Annotated in this window: 14 protein-coding genes; 8 read left to right on the top strand and 6 right to left on the bottom strand. The window is 71.2% G+C overall.

Annotation, left to right across the window (positions count from 1 at the left end; translation table 11 throughout):
• Positions 1-55: 55 nt before the first annotated feature.
• Positions 56-1,723: an ABC transporter substrate-binding protein gene (locus ABTZ94_RS01315; protein WP_351196283.1), complete on the top strand. Its 1,668-nt coding sequence runs from the start codon at positions 56-58 to the stop codon at positions 1,721-1,723.
• A 75-nt stretch (positions 1,724-1,798) separates the two neighbouring features.
• Here ABTZ94_RS01315 and ABTZ94_RS01310 read toward each other — a convergent pair whose 3' ends face one another.
• Together ABTZ94_RS01310 and ABTZ94_RS01305 are read right to left on the bottom strand one after the other, a co-directional pair.
• Positions 1,799-3,112 carry a LysR family transcriptional regulator gene (locus ABTZ94_RS01310; RefSeq protein ID WP_502967157.1) on the bottom strand — a complete coding sequence of 438 codons (1,314 nt, stop codon included), beginning with the start codon at positions 3,110-3,112 and terminating at the stop codon, positions 1,799-1,801.
• Positions 3,113-3,373: 261 nt separating this feature from the next.
• Positions 3,374-4,117: an SDR family NAD(P)-dependent oxidoreductase gene (locus ABTZ94_RS01305; RefSeq protein WP_351196281.1), complete on the bottom strand. Its 744-nt coding sequence runs from the start codon at positions 4,115-4,117 to the stop codon at positions 3,374-3,376.
• 208 nt (positions 4,118-4,325) lie between these two features.
• Here ABTZ94_RS01305 and ABTZ94_RS01300 point away from each other — a divergent pair, with 208 nt between their 5' ends.
• From ABTZ94_RS01300 to ABTZ94_RS01285, 4 genes are read left to right on the top strand one after another with little or no spacing between them, the layout of a single operon-like run.
• A complete protein-coding gene (locus ABTZ94_RS01300) occupies positions 4,326-5,552 on the top strand; it encodes a cytochrome P450 (protein WP_351196279.1) in 1,227 nt (408 codons plus the stop codon).
• Positions 5,549-5,764: a ferredoxin gene (locus tag ABTZ94_RS01295; RefSeq protein WP_502967156.1), complete on the top strand. Its 216-nt coding sequence runs from the start codon at positions 5,549-5,551 to the stop codon at positions 5,762-5,764. Before ABTZ94_RS01300 ends, ABTZ94_RS01295 begins: the two co-directional genes overlap by 4 nt.
• 52 nt (positions 5,765-5,816) lie before the next feature.
• Positions 5,817-7,103, top strand: coding sequence for a serine hydrolase (locus ABTZ94_RS01290; protein WP_351196278.1), 1,287 nt, complete (start codon positions 5,817-5,819; stop codon positions 7,101-7,103).
• Entirely contained in the window at positions 7,100-8,071 is a 972-nt protein-coding gene (locus ABTZ94_RS01285; protein WP_351196276.1) for an EamA family transporter, read from the top strand. The genes ABTZ94_RS01290 and ABTZ94_RS01285 overlap by 4 nt, the downstream gene beginning before the upstream one ends.
• Here the strand turns inward: ABTZ94_RS01285 and ABTZ94_RS01280 are convergent.
• Genes ABTZ94_RS01280 through ABTZ94_RS01265 form a run of 4 tightly spaced genes read right to left on the bottom strand, consistent with a single transcriptional unit; the run spans position 8,020 to position 13,182 of the window.
• Entirely contained in the window at positions 8,020-9,042 is a 1,023-nt protein-coding gene (locus tag ABTZ94_RS01280) for a GNAT family N-acetyltransferase (RefSeq protein WP_351196274.1), read from the bottom strand. The two genes, ABTZ94_RS01285 and ABTZ94_RS01280, sit on opposite strands and share 52 nt — an antisense overlap.
• Before the next feature lie 11 nt (positions 9,043-9,053).
• The gene (locus tag ABTZ94_RS01275) at positions 9,054-10,760 is read right to left on the bottom strand and encodes an ABC transporter substrate-binding protein (protein WP_351196272.1); all 1,707 of its coding nucleotides are present in this window, start codon (positions 10,758-10,760) and stop codon (positions 9,054-9,056) included.
• Positions 10,757-11,866, bottom strand: a complete 1,110-nt coding sequence (locus ABTZ94_RS01270) for a GNAT family N-acetyltransferase (RefSeq protein WP_351196271.1) — start codon at positions 11,864-11,866, stop codon at positions 10,757-10,759. Before ABTZ94_RS01270 ends, ABTZ94_RS01275 begins: the two co-directional genes overlap by 4 nt.
• The gene (locus ABTZ94_RS01265; protein ID WP_351196270.1) at positions 11,863-13,182 is read right to left on the bottom strand and encodes an ATP-grasp domain-containing protein; all 1,320 of its coding nucleotides are present in this window, start codon (positions 13,180-13,182) and stop codon (positions 11,863-11,865) included. The genes ABTZ94_RS01270 and ABTZ94_RS01265 overlap by 4 nt, the downstream gene beginning before the upstream one ends.
• A gap of 364 nt (positions 13,183-13,546) precedes the next feature.
• On the opposite strand from ABTZ94_RS01265, the gene ABTZ94_RS01260 reads away from it, so the two are divergent.
• From ABTZ94_RS01260 to ABTZ94_RS01250, 3 genes are read left to right on the top strand one after another with little or no spacing between them, the layout of a single operon-like run.
• Positions 13,547-15,967 carry a glycoside hydrolase domain-containing protein gene (locus ABTZ94_RS01260; protein ID WP_351196268.1) on the top strand — a complete coding sequence of 807 codons (2,421 nt, stop codon included), beginning with the start codon at positions 13,547-13,549 and terminating at the stop codon, positions 15,965-15,967.
• Positions 15,968-15,987: 20 nt separating this feature from the next.
• Entirely contained in the window at positions 15,988-16,425 is a 438-nt protein-coding gene (locus ABTZ94_RS01255) for a hypothetical protein (protein WP_351196266.1), read from the top strand.
• Complete coding sequence (locus ABTZ94_RS01250) at positions 16,409-17,080, top strand: hypothetical protein (protein WP_351196264.1); 672 nt, start codon at positions 16,409-16,411, stop codon at positions 17,078-17,080. The genes ABTZ94_RS01255 and ABTZ94_RS01250 overlap by 17 nt, the downstream gene beginning before the upstream one ends.
• The last annotated feature ends 370 nt before the right edge of the window (positions 17,081-17,450 follow it).

The following is a 17,450-nucleotide window of genomic DNA, read 5'->3' as shown; positions in this document are numbered from 1 at the left end:
GCGCACCGCCCCCGCACGATGTGAGGGAACGCGACGCGACGACGGCTGGAGGGCCATGGAGACCACTCGGTCGACGACCACGGACGAGGACTTCGACGCCGCTGTGCGGGGTGTGGTCCGCTCCACCGACGCCGAGGGCGGCACGCTCCGGCTCGTCCGCACGGACGACTTCGACTCGCTCGACCCCGGCAACACCTACTACGCCTACACCTGGAACTTCCTCCGGCTCGTCGGCCGGACCCTGGTCACCTTCGACACCGCCCCGGGGCGGGCGGGCCAGCGGCTCGTGCCCGACCTGGCCGAGTCCCTGGGCGAGCCCTCCGAGGGCGGCCGGGTGTGGACGTACCGGCTGCGCGAAGGGCTGCGCTACGAGGACGGCACCCCGGTCACCTCCGGCGACGTCAAGTACGCGATCGCCCGGAGCAATTACGGCACCGACGTGCTGGGCGCCGGGCCGACCTACTTCCGCCATCTGCTCGGCACGGACTACGGCGGCCCGTGGCGGGAGCCGGACACCGACGGCCCGGTCACGCTGGAGACCCCCGACGAGCGCACCCTGGTCTTCCGGATGCGGGAGCCGTTCGCCGGCCTCGACCTGCTGGCGACGATGCCGAGCACGACGCCGGTGCCGCGCCGGCTGGACACGGGCGCGCAGTACCGGCTGAAGCCGGTGGCGACCGGACCGTACCGGGTCGCCTCCTACACGCGCGGCGAACTGGCCGTCCTGGAACCCAACCCGCACTGGGACCCGGCCACCGACCCGGTACGCGTCCGGCGGGCCCGGCGCATCGAGGTCCACCTCGGCAAGGACCCGCACGAGGTGGACCGTCTGCTGCTGGCCGGAGAGGCGCACATCGACCTGGCGGGCTTCGGGGTGCAGCCCTCCACCCAGGAGCGCATCCTCGCGGACCCGGCGCTGCGCGCGAACTCCGACAACCCGCTGACCGGCTTCACCTGGATCTACTGCCTGTCGAGCCGGATCCCGCCGTTCGACAACGTGCACTGCCGGCGCGCCGTGCAGTTCGCCACCGACAAGGCCGCGATGCAGGAGGCGTACGGCGGCCCCGTCGGCGGGGACATCGCGACCACCATCCTGCCGCCGACGCTCGACGGCTACCGGCCCTTCGACCGCTACCCGGTCGGCCCGCACTCCACCGGGGACCTGGCGGCGGCCCGCGCCGAACTGAAGGCGGCGGGGATGCCCGACGGCTTCCGGACGAAGATCGCCGCCCGCAAGGACCGGCTGAAGGAGTACCGGGCCGCCGAGGCTCTGTCGGCCGGCCTCGCCCGGGTCGGCATCGAGGCGGAGGTCCTGGACTTCCCCTCCGGCGACTACTTCGACCGCTACGGCGGCTGCCCCGAGTACCTGCGCGAGCACGGGATCGGCATCATCATGTTCGGCTGGGGCGCCGACTTCCCGGACGGCTACGGCTTCCTCCAGCAGATCGTCGACGGGCGGGCGATCAAGGAGCGCGGCAACCAGAACATGGGCGAGCTCGACGACCCGGAGATCAGCGCTCTCCTCGACGAGGGCGCCACCTGCGCCGACCCGGTACGGCGCGCGGAGATCTGGCACCGCATCGACCGCCTCACCATGGACCACGCGGTGATCGTGCCGTACCTCTACCCGCGTTCCCTCCTCTACCGCCACCCGGACGCCCGCAACGTCTACGTCACCGGCTCCTTCGGGATGTACGACTACGTGGCTCTCGGAGCGAAGTAGGAGCGGCGCCCGTCCCGTCCGCCCCCCAGGACGTGTGTCGAAACCACGCCCCAGGGCGCCGGGACGGGCGCCGGTTCACCCCGCCTCCCCCGACAGTCCCGCCGGAGCCACGTGCCGGGTCGGCCAGTGCCCCTGCGGCAACGAGTGGTCGACGGCGCGGCAGGCGACCGCCGCGTCGCGGAACTCGGCCTCGTAGCGGGCGAGTTGGTGCAGGAAACGGCGCGTGGGACCGGTCAGTTCGGTGCCCCGGGGGCTGCGCAGCAGCAGGTGGGCGCCGAGGGACTGCTCCAGGCGGTGGATGCGGCGGGTGAGCGCGGACTGGCTGATGCACAGCACGGCCGCCGCACGGTTGATGCTGCCGTGCTGGGCCACGGCCCGCAGCAGATGGAGGTCCGGCACGTCCAGCTTGCGGGCCTCGGCCGGCACCGGCGCCGGGTCCGGGTCCGGAGCGCCGCCGGCGAGATGCCCGGTCCATTCCACGTACCAGCGCGCCCACCAGGGCTCGTTCAGCAGGTCCCGGTGCTGCTCGGCGAAGCGCCGCAGACACCGGTCGGCGATCAGCACGGTCAGCCGCCGGGCCACCGCTTGGGGCACGATCGTCGGGTCGACGAGCAGACTCGTGGTGCGGTGCGGACGCTCCGCCAGGGAGCGGCGGACCAGCGAGGGATCGAGGACGGCCGGGTGGGTGGGGGAACCCAGCCCTATCGCGTCCCCCCGGCGCAGCATGCCCCGGGCGACCGAGGCGTCGGTGACACGCAGCCGGGTGGGCGACGGCAGGCCCGCCGTCTGGAAGACCCGGGAAACCAGGATCTCGGAGGTGGGTCCGGTCTCGGACACCCAGGTCTCGTCCCGCAGGTCGGCCAGCGAGACCGTGTCCCGGACCGCGAGCGGATGGTCGCGCGGCAGGATCACCCACAGCGGATCGTCGAGGACGGCGTACGTGCGCGTCGCCCGGTCGAACGAGTGGCGCGGGGAGTCCAGGCTCCAGGTGTACACCGCGTCGACGTGGTAGCCGGCCAACTGCCCGGCGACCCGGTGCGGCGCTTCGTGCCGGACCGACAGCAGCAGGCCCAGCAGGGCCGCGGCGTCCTCGACGACCTCCTCGAGCAGCGGTTCGGTGGAGGCGACGGACAGCACTTCAGGGGCGTCGACGGCTTCGGAGCCGTGTCCGAAGATGTGCGTGCGCGCGGCGAGGTCGACCTGGTGGAAGAACCGGCGCCCGGCGACGAGCAGGCGCGAACCCGCCGAGGTCAGCCGGGCGGTGTGACGGCTGCGCAGGGTGAGCGGCAGTCCGACGGTCCGGTCGAGACGGTCCAGTTGGCGTTCCACGGCGGCGTGCCGGGCCCCGGCACGCCGGGCGACCTCCCCGAGATCGCCGCACTGTCCCACCGTGTCCAGTAATGACAGGTCATTGCGGCTGAACGGAGAGAGCAATTCCGGCCGACCGGCCACAGACGTCAGTTCCGACCCGAGAGACAATTTCGGTTTCCTTTTCCGTGAAGATCAGTACCGCTGAATTGTCCGCAGTTGCTCTTTAATTGGTTCGGAATCGATCGTAGGCAGGCTCGCTCTTCGTGCTCTCCTCGTGGGCCGCCACGGAGAGCGGCCGAAGACCGGACGGATAGCCGCGTGCGCCGCCCGGTGGCGGACTCAGGCCTGGTCGGTGGGGCGTATCAAGATCTCGCCGACCGTCACGTGCGGCGGGGCCGTCACCGCGTAGCGCACCGCCTCGGCGATGTCGGTGCTCTGCAACTGGCGGATCTTGGCTACACGTTCCTCGATGGCGGCCTTCGACGGGGCGTGGGTGATGTGCTCGCGCAGTTCGGTCCCGACCGTGCCCGGCTCGATCACCACCACGCGCACGCCGCGCTCGGTGACCTCCTGACGCAGCGCCTCACTGAACGCGTTCACGGCAAACTTGCCGGCGTTGTAGGCGGCGGCACCACGCATGGCGACCCGCCCCGCGACGGACGAGATCTGCACCACGGTCCCCCGGCTGCGCAGCAGGTGCGGCAGCGCCGCGTGGGTCAGGTACATCAGGCCCAGGACGTTGGTGTCGATCATCCGGGTCCAGTCGGAGGTGTCGGCGCCCTCCACGGGCCCCAGCAGCATCACCCCGGCGTTGTTGACCAGGATGTCGAGCCCGCCGAAGGTCCCGACGGTGGCGGCCACGGCCGCGTGGACGGCCTGCTCGTCGGTGACATCCAGGTCGAGGACGTGCACCTCGGCCCCGGCGGCGGCCAGTTCGTCCCTGAGCGCGTGCAGCCGTCCGACCCGGCGCGCCGCGATCGCCACGGCGGCGCCCTCAGCGGCCAGCATGCGCGCCGTGGCCTCGCCGATTCCCGAACTCGCACCCGTGACGAGCGCGACTTTCCCCTGCAATGCGGATGACATCAATTCCCCTACTGCGTGCGGCGGTTGACGATGCAGTTTTCAAAAAACTATCAGTTGGCGCATTGCCCGGTGAATTCCTTCCGGCGGCCCTGGTTATGACTGTTCCCGCCGGGTTATGCGGGCCGTGCCGAGCCCCGGGCGCGCCCCGGGCGCCTGCGGCAGATTGGCTGCACGAATGGCGCGATCCGTGTGCGGCGATGGGCGGTGGATGATGAACGAGGCAACGCCTCAGGAGCAGCCGACGGCACCGAAGTACCCGGCGCCCCGTGTCTCACCCGTGGATCCTCCACCGCAGCTCGCCGAGTTGCGGACCGGCAGGGCCGCGAGCAGGGTGACGCTGTGGGACGGTGCCCAGGTGTGGCTGGTGACCTCGCACGCCGGGATCCGGGCCGTGCTGGGCGACCGCCGCTTCACCGCGGTCACCAGCGCGCCCGGCTTCCCCATGCTGACCCGCACCTCTCAACTGGTACGTGCCAAACCCGAGTCGGCGTCCTTCATCCGCATGGACGAGCCGGACCACTCGCGGTTGCGCTCGATGCTCACCCGTGACTTCCTGGCCCGCCGGGCCGAGGCCCTCAGGCCGGCGGTGCGGGAGCTCGTGGACGATCTCCTCGCCAAGCTGGTAGCCGGGGAACGACCTGTCGATCTCGTCGCCGGCCTGACCACCCCGGTGCCGTCCCGGGTCATCACGCTGCTCTTCGGGGCGGGCGAGGACCGCCGGGAGTTCATCGAGAGCCGCAGCGCCGTCCTCATCGACCGGGGTTACACCCCCGATCAGGTAGCGGCGGCGCGCGACGAGTTGGACGGCTACCTGCGCGAGCTGGTCGAGCAGCGGCTGGCGGATCCCGGCACCGACCTGATCAGCCGGCTGGTGCTCGACCAGGTGCGGCCGGGCAACCTGAGCGTCGGGGAACTGGTCCCGATGTGCCGGCTGCTGCTGGTGGCCGGGCACGGCACGACCACCAGCCAAGCCAGTCTCAGCCTGCTGAGCCTGCTCACCGACCCGGGCCTGGCCGATGCGCTGACCGAGGACGCGAACCTGCTGCCCAAGGCGGTCGAGGAACTGCTGCGCTTCCACTCCATCGTGCAGAACGGCCTGGCCCGGGCCGCTGTCGAGGACGTACAGCTCGACGACCTGCTCATCAGGGCCGGCGAGGGCGTGGTGCTGTCGCTCTCGGCGGGCAACCGCGACGAGCGGGTCTTCCCCGGCCCGGACAGGCTGGACCCGCACCGCGATGCCCGCCGCCACCTCGCCTTCGGCCACGGCATGCACCAGTGCCTGGGCCAGTGGCTCGCCCGGGTCGAGCTGGAGGAGATCCTCGCCGCCGTGCTGCGCTGGATGCCCGGCGCCCGGCTGGCCGTACCGTTCGAGGAGCTGGACTTCCGTCACGAGGTGTCCAGTTACGGCCTCGGCGCCCTCCCGGTGACCTGGTGAGTGCCCTGCACCGGCTCACCGTCGCGGTGGACCCGGCCGCCTGCTGCGCCATGGGCCGCTGCGCGGCCACGGCGCCGGAGATCTTCGACCAGAACCCCGAGACGGGAACCGTGATCCTGCTCGACGCCGCTCCCCCGCGCACGTCGCACGCGTCGGCCCGGCTGTGCGCCGAGCTCTGTCCGTGCGGGGCCATCACGGTCGACGAGGACTGACAGCGTGCGTCACCACGGTTTTCTCCCGCACAGCGGCCGACAAGGAGCGATGATGATCGAAGCTGCCGGTTCCGTCCCGTCCGCCGCGCTCGCGGCGCTGGCCGCCGACGACTCGCCGCGGGGCGAGGCGGCCCGGTGGGCCGTGGGACTGCTGACCGCGGCCCAGGCCGGCCAGGACGTGGATCCCGTCGGCCGTTTCGCGCCCGCCCTGACCGCCGGGCCCGGGCGGGACTTCGCCGCGGCGGTGGCCCGGTGGCGGGCGAAGGGACCGTTCACGGTGGCGTCGTACCAGCCCGTCGCCCACAAGGCGTGGGTCGTGCTGTCCGGGCCGGCCGAGGGACGCCGGACTCTGTCGCTGACGCTCGACTCCAACGGCTTGATCCGCATGCTCACCCTCCAGCCCGAGGTCGTGACTCCCGGGATACACACCTGGGACGAGCTGGAGGAGGCGCTGCGCACGCCCGGCGTCGAGCACTCCGTCCTCGCCGCGCGGCTGACCCCCGAGGGGTACGACGTCCTGCACGCATCGGCCGCCGAACGGCCGATGCCGGCCGGCTCGACGAACAAGCTGTACGTCATGCGCGCCCTCGCCCACGCCGTCGAGCGCGGGGAGCTGGCCTGGGACGACGAGGTGACCGTACGGCCCGGGCAGCGCAGCCTGCCCACCGGTGACATGCAGGACCTCCCGGACGGCACCCGGGTTCCGGTGCGCGAGACGGCGTACAAGATGATCGCGCTGAGTGACAACACGGCCGCCGACCTGGTCCTCGACAGGCTGGGCCGGACCGCCGTGGAAGGGGCGGTGGCCGACTCCGGGCACCACGACCCCGCGCTGCTGCGGCCATTCCCCTGCAGCCGCGAGATCTTCGAACTCGGCTGGGGAAACCCGGAGTTGAGGAAACGCTGGGCCGCTGGTGACGAAACCGCGCGGCGGGCGCTGCTGGACGGGATCGACCGGCCGCTGACCGTGCGCCTTTCCGATCTCGGTGAGACGGTCCACCGGTTCGGTGTCGACTGGTTCATGAACGCCGCCGACGTGCTGCATGTCCTGCGCGGACTCGTGGCCGACAGCGAGCGGGACGCCACCGGCACGGTCGAGCACATCATGACCGCCTATCCGGGCATCGTCGTGGACCGTGACCGCTGGCCGCGGGCCTACTTCAAGGCCGGTTCCGCCCCGGGCGTGATGATGTTCTGCTGGCTGCTGCAGGACCACGCCGGCGACACGTACGTCCTGGTGCTGGGGCAACAGGCCGACGAGCAGAAGTCCATCGGGGACGGCCAGTTCCTGCGCGGGCTCGGCGCGCGTGTCATAGAGTCCGGGCTGCTCGCCCGGTGAGCGCCAAGGACCGGTTCCTCGCCGCTTTCGTGGCCCTGTTGTGGGGGCTGAACTTCCTCGCCGTCCGGATCGGCCTCGACCACTACCCGCCGTTCTTCCTCTCCGCGCTGCGTTTTCTGGTTCTGGCCGTGCCGGTGGTGCTGTTCGTGCCCCGGCCCAAGGCGCCGCTGCGCTGGCTCGTGCTGTACGGCATGGGTTTCGGGGCGCTTCAGTTCGGGCTGCTGTTCCTCGCCATCGACCAGGGCATGCCGTCGGGGCGGGCCTCGGTCGTGGTGCAGGCGGCGGCGCCGTTCACCATGCTGCTGGGCGCCGCGCTGCTCGGGGAGCGGATCTCCCGGCGGCAGCTGGGCGGGATCGCCCTGGCCGTGATCGGCATGACCGTGATCGCGGTGGAGCGGGCCCGCAGCGCCGCCCTGCTGCCGCTGCTGCTGACCGTGCTGGCGGCCCTCGGCTGGGCTCTGGGCAACATCGCCGGCCGCCAGGCCCGCCCCGACCATCCGCTGCGCTTCGCCCTGTGGATGGCGGTCGTGCCGCCGGTGCCGCTGCTGGCCCTGTCGGCCGTCATGGAGGGCCCTGCCACGGGCTGGCGCGCACTCGGTGCCTCCTTCGGCGACGACGGCTGGCCCGCCCTGGTGGCGCTGCTGTACACCGCGCTCGCCGGCTCCGTGGTCGGCTCCGGCATCTGGACGACCCTGCTGAAGCGGTACGAGGCGGCCACGGTGGCGCCGTTCTCCATGCTGGTGCCGGTCGTCGGCGTCACGGTCGCCTGGCTCTTCCTCGACGAGCGCCTCACCGGCTGGGCGGCCGCGGGCAGCGTGGCGGTTGTCGGTGGCGTCCTGCTCGGCTCGACGACCTCACGCCGCAAGGCCCCCGCGAACCGGCCACCGGTCCGCGACGGCCTCACGCGACCCGCCGCTCAATCCCCCGCCGAGCCGACCTCCCGCGTCCAGGACACCAACCGGTCGTAGGGCTTGAAGCCCATCGCCTCGTTCACCGCGATCATCGGCCGGTTGGTCTCGTCGTTCGCCGTCTCCACCAGCCGCACCGCCGGCTCGTGGCGCAGCGCGTGGTCCAGGTTCGCCAGCTTCAGCAGCAGGCCCAGGCCGTGGCCGCGGTGCGCGCGGTGGACCACGGTCATGCCCTGGAGCAGGTACTCGGGGTTGCCGGTGGTCTTCGAGACGCTGGTGTAGCCGGCCAGTTCACCGGTCGCCTCGTGCACCACGCCGGTATGGTGCGCCCGCCGGCCCCGGCCGACGCGCATCGTCTCGAACTGGCGGGCGTAGCTGGTGCGGACCTCCTGCTGGGCGGCGTCCGCAGGGGCGTCGCCCAGGGAGAGCTCCAGCGCCGACACCTGCACCGCGTACGCGTCGGGCGTGATGGTGCCCCAGGTGACGAGCAAGTAGCCGGACGGCGGAGCGGGGACGCCGTCCGCCAGCGGGTTGTGCCGGTCGAGGTCGAGCCACTGGTGCAGTCCCCCCGGGGCGTCCGCGCGCACCGCGCCCATCGCGGCGGCGAACGCGGCCGGCGCCGCGCCCAGCGGCGGGCCGCCCGGCAGTCCCTCGGTGAGCGTCGCGGCGAGCGTGGACCGCCCGTGCTTGCGGGCCGGCTCGAGAGCGTGGCCGTGCAGCGCGCGCCCGATACCCCGCCGGCGCAGCCGGGGATGGACGAGCAGCTGGTCGACGTGGGCGGCCCGCGCCCCCTCGGGCAGCACCAGGCGCAGCGCGCCCACCACCCGGCCGTCGGCCCGCACCACCCAGTCGTCCAGCGTGGTGGCGGGCGGGGCATGGCGCAGCGAGCCGACCATGTCGACGTCGCAGTGGGGAGCCGCGTGCGGAACGTCGCCGGACGACTCGGCCAGCAGGTCGAGCCACTGGCCGACCGTCTCGTCGTCGTCCGCGATGAGCGGGACGAACTCCAAGTCCCGTGGGCTGTCGGTCATACGAGGTTTCCTTACGAGTCGGAGCCGGAGGCCGCGCCGGGGGCCAGGCCCATCGCCTGGACGTCGTAGAGCCCGAAGGCCGGGTGGACATAGACGTTGGTGACCCACGGGTTGCGAAAGTGCAGGGTCTTGTCGTGCACGAGGGGCAGCAGCACGGCGTGCTCCATCACCCGGCGTTCCACCTCCCGCCACCGGCGTGCGCGCTCGGCGGGGTCGGTGGTGTTCAGGGTCTCGTCGATCAGGCCGTTGACCACCGGGTCGTCGAGCTCGGGCAGGTTCCAGTTGCCGCCGTTGCGCTTGATCTGGCGGCCGTCCACCAGCGGCGCGAGGAAGCCGTACTCAGTGGGGAAGTCGGCGCCCCAGTCGGTGACTATCAGCCCCAGCCCGTGCTCGCGGACCGTCTGCGGATGGCCTGCCCCCAGGCTGAAGTACGTCGCCACGTCCAGTTCCTTGACGGTCAGCCGGATGCCGACCCGGGCCACCGACTCGACGAGCGCGTCGGCCACCAGCCGGAACTTGCCGCGCTGGGTGCCGATCACCGCCTCGAAGCCGTCCGGGAGGCCCGCCGCCTTCAGCTCGGCCCGCGCCGCGTCCAGGTCGCCGCGCAGGTCCGGGCCGCTCGGGTAGGGGTCCAGGTCCTGACGGGCCGACAGCCGCGGCGGGAACAGAGCCGTGGTCAGATCGCCGCCGGTGACGGGACCACCACGCGCCTCCTGGAGCAGCAGCCGGTCCGCGGCGTAGTGCACGGCCCGGCGCGCGTGGATGTCGCCGAACGGCGGGATGTGCGGCTGGATCGCGACGAAGTGCAGGAAGCTGGTGCGGGGGTTGTCGGTGTGCGAACGCAGCACCTCGTCCACCGTGACCCGGTTCTGGGCCGCGTGCTGAAGCCCCCGGCCCTCCAGGTTGACGTCGAACTCCCCGGCGATCAGCCGCGCGTCGAGTTCGTCGATGTCCAGGCCGATGGTCAGCTCCACCCGGTCGGGCAGCGCGGGCCGGATCGGGTCGGTGGCAGCGTCCCAGTAGGGGTTGCGCTCCAGGTGGAGGTACGCGCCCGGCCGGTGCCGGGCCACGCGGTACGGGCCGCTGGAGAGCGGGGCGCTGCCGTAGTCGGCGCCGGTGTCGGCCTGCCGCGGCACCGGCGCCGCACAGGGCTGGGCCATCAGGTGGTCGAAGTCGGAGAACGGCCGGTTCAGATGGAAGACGATGGTGTGCTCGTCGGGCGTGCGCACGGACTTCAGCGGTTCCTCGGTCCGGTACGGGCCGGGGTAGGGCCGGGCGGGGTCGTCCAGTAGCGGTACGAGATAGGTGGGGCCGCCGGGCAGTACGTCCTGGGCGAACACCCGCTGCACGGCGTGGCGCACGTCGGCCGAGGTGATCAGGGTGCCGTCGCAGTGGCGCAGACCCGGGCGCAGCCGGTAGGTCCAGGTGCGGCCGCCATCGCTCACCCGCCCGGGGCTCTCGGCCAGGTCGGGGACCGGGACGAGGCCGCCCGGCCCGGGGTCGGTCGGATAGGCCATGAGCGTGCGGTTGAGCAGCCGCTGGAGCAGCCACACCCACACGTAGTAGGTGCGCGCCGGGTCGAGCGAGTCCACGTCGGCCGAGGAGACCAGCCGCAGGGTTCCGCCGCGCCGGTCGCAGGGGTTCACCAGCGCGCCCACGGCGGCGTCCCAGCCGGGGCCGCTGGTTGCCGGGGCGGGTCGTCGTGTCGGGGCGGTCATCGTGGGCTCTTTTCGAGGCGCAGGAGGAAGGAGTGTTCCTGGGCGGCGAGGCAGCCGCGGGCGAGTTTCGCCTCGACGCTGCCGATCCCGGCGTGCAGGACGGTGACGCCCTGCTCGGCCGCCGCCTCCAGGACGCGGTAGTACAGGACGTCGTAGTAGAGCGGCAGACTGCCCTGGGCGTCGTAGTCGAAGCCGGCGCGGTGGCCGAACCACTCCTCCCGGCCCCGGGATCTGGAGCGCAGCACCATGCCGAAGCCGATGGGGACGCCGTCCTTGCGGGCGACGGAGACCATCACGTCGTCGCCCATGACCTCGCCGATCCAGCCGATCAGGCCGGCCGAGTGCTCGGGGCTGGCCGGGTTGCCGTACTTGCGCAGCAGGTTGCAGTCCAGCTCGCCGAGCCGGCGCACCAGGTCCGGGGTGAGCGGCTCGATGCGTACGTCAATCTTCGCCTCGGCCAGCGCGCGCCGCTCCAGACGGACCCGGCGGCGCCGGTGCTTGCTCATCTCGGCGAGGAACTGGTCCCAGCCGCCGGGCGGAATGGGCAGCCAGGCGTAGTGCGCGGACGGGTGGGACACATAGCCGCGCCGGCGCAGCAGTTCGACGAGGTCGGCGTCGCGCTCGTCGACGTGCGGGAAGCACACGGAGGCCGCGCCCCGCTCGGCGGCGAGCCGCTCGGCGTCCGCCACCAGGGCTTCCACGTCCGACGGCAGCGCGTCGGGCGCGGCCAGCGGGCGGGTGCGGCCCAGGTGGCGGCCGCCGCACACCAGGGACGGCAGCAGCGAGGCCGCATCGCCCTGGGCGACGTCGGCGAGCCGGGCCAGCGCCTCGGGCACCTCGTCCCGCACTCCCCGGGCGAGCATCGCGTCGGGGCGGGCGAGCAGCCAGGGCACCGAGTCGTCCGCCCACGCGGTCACCAGGGCCGCGACGGGCGCGCCCGCCCGGCGGCGCATCAGGAAGTCCATGGTGGTGCCGGAGTTCCGCTCCTGCACCCCCAGCCAGCGTGGCGTCTGGAAGAAGTCCTCGGGGCCGACCAGATCCGACCAGCCGGCCTCCTCCAGCGCGGCGGCGCTGGGCACCGGCACCACCTCGGCGCTGCCGCTCACGACCGCACGTCCTGGCCGGCCTCGTCCTCCTCGTCCTCCTCGACCACGAAGTCGAGAAAGCCGGCCGCCTTGTCGGCGAGGGCCTGGGCCTCCAGCCGGTCCGGTCCGTTGCAGTAGGTGAAGCCGACGCAGGAGGAGTTGTCCATGCGCTGAAGCAGCTTGTCGCCCTTCTCCACGTGCAGCAGTACCTGGACGCCCGCAACGGCGGAGGCGGCCTCGATGCCGTCGATCCGCTTGAGGGTGCCGCGCCGCTCGGGGTAGATCATGCGCACGGCCGCGCCGCCGTTGTGGACGACGGGCTCGATCGGCGGGACCTCGCCGATGGCGAGCAGCCAGGCGTCCAGGATCGGGCTGCGCCCGGTGACGTCCGTGACCAGCATGGTCATGCAGCTCGACGGGGTGCGCGGATTGGCCTCGATGACGCGCCACCCGGTCTCGGTGCGCCGCACCTCGGTGTGGCAGGGACCGTGCCGGTAGGCGATCGCCTCCAGGGTCCGGCGGACGACGGAGTACAGCGCATCGCGCTCCTCGTCGGACAGCGGCACGGGGAAGGTGTGCCCGCACTCGATGTAGGCGGGGTCCCCGAACAGGTCCTTGGACGTGACGCCGAAGACATGGGTGTGTCCGTCCACCGTCATGGTCTCGACGCTGGCCTCGACGCCCTCGACGTACGTCTCCAGCAGCACGTCCCCGGACCGCGGCTGGCCGCGCAGGCTGTGGCGCACCTGCGACAGCTCCTGCCACGCCTCGACCAGCTGGTCCATGTCGTCGACGCGCCGGACCCCGTAGCTGATGGCCTCCGCGGGCGGCTTGGCGATCATCGGGAAACCCAGCCGGCGGGCGGCCTCCTCCAGCTGGTCCCGTCGGCTCACCAGCGCGTGCGGGATGTTGTACGGCACGTCCCCGAGCGCGACACGCAGCCGGTCCTTGACGTTCGCTGTCTCCACGGCGACGGGGTCGGGACCGGGCAGCCCGAGCCGCTGGGCCGCCTGCGCGGCGAGGACGGTGTGGTAGTCGGAGAACGACGTCACTCCGTCCACCAGGGGCCGGCTGTCGGGGCCGGTCACCGCCGACAACACCGCCTCCACATCGGTGGTGTCCACGTCGATCACCCGGTCGACGGCCGCCGCGAGCGGGTGGGAGTCCCAGTCGTGGCCGTGGGTGTACCAGGAGCGGTCACCGGTGAGCAGCCACACCTCCAGTCCGTGCTCACGCGCCTGATGCAGCCCCAGGACGAAGGGGTGGTTCTGCATGTGCTCGACGATCGCGACGCGTTTGCCCGCGAACTTGGCATAGTCGGCCAGGGGTGTGGTCATCGAACCGCCTCCGTCACTCCGTGTGCAGTCACCGGACTCAGGAACAGGACCAGTTGAACCCGTCGGTCACGTGCGGGGCACGGATCGGGCGGCGGTGTGCATAGGCGGCGGGCGAGGCGCATAGGAAGGACGCCTGCCTGACGGCTCCCGGCCAGGGGAGGACCGACCGGCGACAGCCTGCCGAAGATCAGGGCGGACGGCACCACCGCCTGAACGGACCGGCTGGACGCGGCGAAGAGGGAACGGAGACTACCGAACCGTAGTGTCGGCCGCACGTGGCATCGGGTCCTCGGCGGACCACATTTCCCCCGCATCCACGCCGCTGTGCCCTGGTGCCGTGCCGGTTCCCGAGAAAGGACGGACGTTGGACGAGAAAGTCCTCGATGCGCAGAAGTGGGTCAACACCACCTACGGCGGCGTCTCCGGATACACACGGTGCCCGGAGGACGGCCGTACCGGCTGGCCCACCATGATCGCTCTGACCATGGGGCTCCAGCACGAGCTGGGCATCAGCCCCGTGGTCGCCAGCTTCGGCCCGACCACCATGTCCAAGCTCTCGGCCCTCGGCGACATCGGCTTCGGCTGGAACAAGAACTCGAACATTGTCCGCATCCTCCAGCACGGCCTGTTCTGCAAGGGCTACTGGGGGGCCAACGGCTACGGCGAGTACGGTGCCGTGACCACGGAGGCCGTCAAGGCCCTCCGTGTCGACATGGGCCTGCCCGACGGTGGAATAGGCACGGCCGGCGGTGTCACCACTGCCAAGATTTTCAAGTGCATCCTGAACATGGACGCCTACGCCAAGGTCTCCGGCGGCACGGACGAGGTGCGCTCGATCCAGCGCTGGCTCAACGGCCGTTACTGGACGAAGGGCGCCTACAGCATCGGCCCCGCCGACGGGATCTACTCCCGTGACGTGCAGAAGGCCCTGATGATCGCCATCCAGTACGAACTGGGCATCGCCGACCCCACCGGCAACTTCGGCCCTGCCACCCAGGAGGGCCTGAAGACCAAGAACCTCGGCGAGGGCGACTCCGGCCTCTGGGTCGAACTGTTCTCCGCCGCCTGCGTGTTCAACTCCCCCGTCCCGACCGGAACCAGTGACACGGGCACGCCCACCACATGGCGCAGCAACTACGACGCCAAGCTCCGTGAATGGGTCCAGATATTCCAGCGGTTCAGCAAGCTGGACGACAACGGCCGTGCCGACTACCGGACCTGGGCGCAGCTCCTGGTCTCGATGGGGGACCCGGACCGGCCCGCCTCCGGCTCTGACACCCGGTTCGAGATCACCGCGTCCCGGGCCCAGTGGCTGCGCTCCAACGGCTACAACGTCGTGGGCCGCTACCTCTACGACCCGCCGGGCTCCACCCTGGACAAGGAGATCAAGCCGGGAGAGCTCGAGACCATCTTCAGCAACGGGCTGAAGGTGTTCCCGATCTACCAGGACAATGCCCGCCAACTGGCCGACTTCACCTACACCCGGGGCTACCAGCACGCGCTCAACGCCCACAAGCTGGCCGCGGACTACGGCTTCAACCGCGGCACCGTCATCTACTTCGCCGTGGACTACGATGCCACCCGCGAGGAGATCGACGCCGCCATCGTGCCGTACTTCCACGGTGTGGCCGCCGCCCTCGCCTACAACGGCAAGCGCTATGTGCACGGCGTCTACGGGTCGCGGAATGTGTGCACGGTCGTCAGCCGGCAGACCGGCGCCCGCTACTCATTCGTCTCGGGCATGTCGTGGGGCTTCTCCGGCAACCTCGGCATCCCGACTCCGGCGAACTGGTCCTTCAACCAGATCAAGGAGTTCAAGGTCACCAACGGGTCGGACACGTTCGACCTCGACCGTGATGTCGTCTCCGGCGCCGACCCCGGCCAGAGCAGCGTCAACAAGCCGTCCGGCCCGGCCGACAACTTGATCAACTACGTCCAGCGGCTGTACGACCTCGCGCTCACCTACACCGGCAGCGACCGCAACAAGTCCCAGCTGGTGATGGAGTACATGCGGCACAAGAGTTACGGCGGCGGCGACTGGGACTTCCTGATCGGCGGCTACGACGGCAAGTTCGTCGACTACGCCAACAGCAACGGCTTCTCGACGATGACCGACTTCACCGACCCGTACACCGCGTACGAGCTGGGCGCCGAGCACCTCATGGCCTCCGCCAACGGGCACTTCGTCTCCTGGATGCCGTCCAACCCGAAGTCGGTGAACGAGGGCGACATTGCGGGCTGGGGCGGCGACCTGCTCACCCTCTACGTCGACTGGCGCCGCGCGTCCGGCCAGTACCCCGACGGCCGTAACTTCGTCCAGCTGAAGATGGCCAAGGTGGGGGTCGCCTCCAGCTTCGGGTACAACGACCTCATCGAGGACGCCGACGCCTGGCTGCTGGCCAAGGCTGTCCGCGACGGCAAGACGATCGCCCAGGCCGTCCGGGACCTGTACAACGGCGGCGGCGGTCTGCGGCGGTTCAACAACTACTGGTCGGGACGGTTCAACGGCAACACGGGGGACGCCAAGTTCCTCGCGCACAATATTCTGACCGCCGCCGATGACAAGGAGGTCGTGGCCGCCCAGATCGGTCTGGTGACGGTCCGCGGTGGCATCCTCACCCTCCCTGCCATGCTCGGCTCCGACGAACTGGAGCCGTTCGAGCAGGGCTTCGTCGATGTGCTGTTGGCCCGGACCGGAACCGAGCAGCGTCTCCAGGCGACCTACGAAGCGAACCACGAGAAGTACCTGAAGGCCGCCAAGGTTCGCGCGGCGGCCCGCAACTGAACGAAGGGACCCGGTCGTAAGTGGACGCCTTCTCGGCACTGGCCGCCATCGCTCTGCCCCTGCTCATCCTGGCCGTGCTCGCACTGAGCGTCTGGAAGACCGCGCGCGGTCTGCGCACCCGCCGGTGGGAGCGCCCCGGATGGTGGATCTTCCCCGCGGTCGTTCTGACCGCCGTCGGCTTCGTCACCTGGTTCATCGGGATCTTCTCCGGTGGCCTCGACGCCGAGGAGACCTGTGCGGAGCGTGGCATCCGCTACGACGACGCCTACCGGACTGAACACTGGCGTGAGCCGTCGCGCTGGTTTCCGCTGCACAACAAGTGCAACGCCGCTCACGACCTGGTTCCCGCCTTCGTCAACCCCACTCTCGTCGCTGTCGCCGTGCTGCTCCTCGGTTGTGTTGCGGGGGCCGTCGCGGCAGCGGTCATCGGAAGGAAGAAGCGTGAGACACGAGTTTGACCGGCGTAGCGTCCTGGTGGCCGGTGCCGCCCTCGGGGCCGCCACGGCCCTGACCGCCCTGCCCGGCGTCGCGCACGCGGCCGAGGGCGCCCCGCCCGCGGGCCGGCGCTGGTCCGGCGGAAAGTCGGCGAACGGCTGGCCCGTACTGGAGGAGGCGAAGCTGTTTCGGATCGAGGGTTCCGGCCAGTCCGTGCGCCTCACCGACGGCGACGCGGCGGTGATCCTGCTGCACGTGGCCCGCCGGTTCCACTACGAGGTGGACCAGCTGCGCGCCGGCGACGTCAGCGGCCACTCCACGGACCGCACGATCACCGAGGAGTACGAGTCCAACTACCTGTCGGGCAGCGCCCTGGCGATCCGGCCGCACGCCTACCCGGTCGGCGTCAAGGGCGGCCTGTACCCGCAGGAGCTGGTCGTGGTGCGGGACATCCTCGCCGAGCTGGACGGCGTGATCGCGTGGGGCGGTGACTTCGGCACGCCGAAGGAGTCCCACTTCGAGATCGCGTACAAGCCGGGCCACCCGAAGGTGAAGGGCGTGGCCCGCACGATCCGCGGATGGCAGGAGGGCCCCGGCAACGGGGGCGCGGGCTCCGTCGACGCCTTCGACCCCCAGCGCCGCCGCCGCGCCCGGACATTCGCACGGCGCGCCGCCTGACGGAATCCGACCGGGGCCCCGTCATGTGATGAACGTCGCCTAACGGCTGCCGTGGGCCGCAGGTGCTCGCGCAGTGCGACCGGCCGGGCTTCCGGGCTGAGGCAGCGACAGAAACAAGGTCACAGAACAGCAAAAGGCCCAGGTCAGAGGGTATCTGACCTGGGCCTTCAATGAGCCGCCTTCGGGATTCGAACCCGAGACCTACGCATTACGAGACCAATAGCGATCATGTTGCAGGGCGCCCCGCCGTGCCGCCCAGTGATGTTTTTCCTGGTCAGGCCATGCGTAGCAGGTTGACCCGTACTACCCCGTGATGCACCGCCCAAAGGCGTCTGTCCACCGGCTGTCCACCGGCAGGGCTGCTTGGACA

Source organism: Streptomyces sp. NPDC002785 (assembly GCF_040295565.1).
Classification (GTDB): Bacteria; Actinomycetota; Actinomycetes; order Streptomycetales; family Streptomycetaceae; genus Streptomyces.
The sequence above is the reverse complement of the archived record's forward strand: the minus strand, read 5'-3'. Positions and strand labels throughout refer to the sequence as shown.

Bases quoted from the DNA above. Each gene is read 5' to 3' on its own strand.
- ABTZ94_RS01315 (WP_351196283.1), top strand. From the start codon at position 56: ATGGAGACCACTCGGTCGACGACCACGGACGAGGACTTCGACGCCGCT.
- ABTZ94_RS01305 (WP_351196281.1), bottom strand. From the start codon at position 4,117: ATGTCATCCGCATTGCAGGGGAAAGTCGCGCTCGTCACGGGTGCGAGT.
- ABTZ94_RS01300 (WP_351196279.1), top strand. From the start codon at position 4,326: ATGATGAACGAGGCAACGCCTCAGGAGCAGCCGACGGCACCGAAGTAC.
- ABTZ94_RS01290 (WP_351196278.1), top strand. From the start codon at position 5,817: ATGATCGAAGCTGCCGGTTCCGTCCCGTCCGCCGCGCTCGCGGCGCTG.
- ABTZ94_RS01280 (WP_351196274.1), bottom strand. From the start codon at position 9,042: ATGACCGACAGCCCACGGGACTTGGAGTTCGTCCCGCTCATCGCGGAC.
- ABTZ94_RS01275 (WP_351196272.1), bottom strand. From the start codon at position 10,760: ATGACCGCCCCGACACGACGACCCGCCCCGGCAACCAGCGGCCCCGGC.
- ABTZ94_RS01265 (WP_351196270.1), bottom strand. From the start codon at position 13,182: ATGACCACACCCCTGGCCGACTATGCCAAGTTCGCGGGCAAACGCGTC.